This window comes from Aminobacter sp. P4_D5, from assembly GCF_056401815.1.
Genome location: NZ_JBFUIP010000639.1, coordinates 1 through 748 on the forward strand (window position 1 = coordinate 1; position 748 = coordinate 748).

Below are 748 nucleotides of genomic sequence, written 5' to 3' on the forward strand. Positions count from 1 at the left end.
GATCTATGCCGAGACGCTGCGGGAGATGCAGGTCGCCGGCGGTGCGCTGCCCATGAGCGAGGCGGAGTTCCGCGCGACGCTGGATCCCGTGGCCATCGTCCGCAACCGCGCCACCGCCGGCGGGCCGCAGCCGGCGGAGATGACGCGCATGCTGGCGGCGGCGCGGCAGAACCTGGCGGAGCAGGAAAGCTGGATCGGGGAGCGACGCCAGCGCATCGACGGCGCGCTGGCCTCGCTGAACGCGGATTTCGCGCGGCTGGCGCCGTGATCGCTATTTGCGGTTGGTGAACCGCGCGTTCCCCAACCCCGTTCCGATCGTCAGCACGCCCCAACGCTCCACATCCTGCATGTTGGGGATCTCGCTCAGCCCCTGCAGCACGGCGTCGTTGTGCATCAGCACCGCCGTCGCGTGGCCGCCGATCTCCGGCAGGTGCCCGGCCAGCGCGCGCGGCAGGTTGAAGCGGCGGCTCTCCCAGTTGCCGGGCAGGTTCTGGCCGCCCCGGTCGATCGAGCCGTCCTCCTCGATGATCCCCGGGCAGCCGATGCCGATGAAGGGCGCCAGCACGCGCTTCTCCGCCTCGGCCTTGGCGACCATGGCCTGGAGCATCCTGGCCATGCGCTCCACCGCCTCCTCCCGGCTGGGCTTGTCCTCGGCATGGGTCCAGACCTCCAGCCCTGCGACCTTCGCCTGCGACAGGTCCGTCTTCTTCAGGTTCAGCTCCACCAGCCCGACCCGGATGTTCGTCCC

At 70.6% G+C, this 748-nt stretch carries 2 pseudogenes; one reads left to right on the plus strand and one right to left on the minus strand.

Annotated features, from left to right (window positions below):
• Nucleotides 1-268 (plus strand): annotated as a pseudogene (locus AC1DWF_RS34030) (argininosuccinate lyase); the annotation flags it as partial.
• Nucleotides 269-271: 3 nt separating this feature from the next.
• Here the strand turns inward: AC1DWF_RS34030 and AC1DWF_RS34035 are convergent.
• Nucleotides 272-748, minus strand: a pseudogene (locus AC1DWF_RS34035) (ROK family protein); the annotation flags it as partial.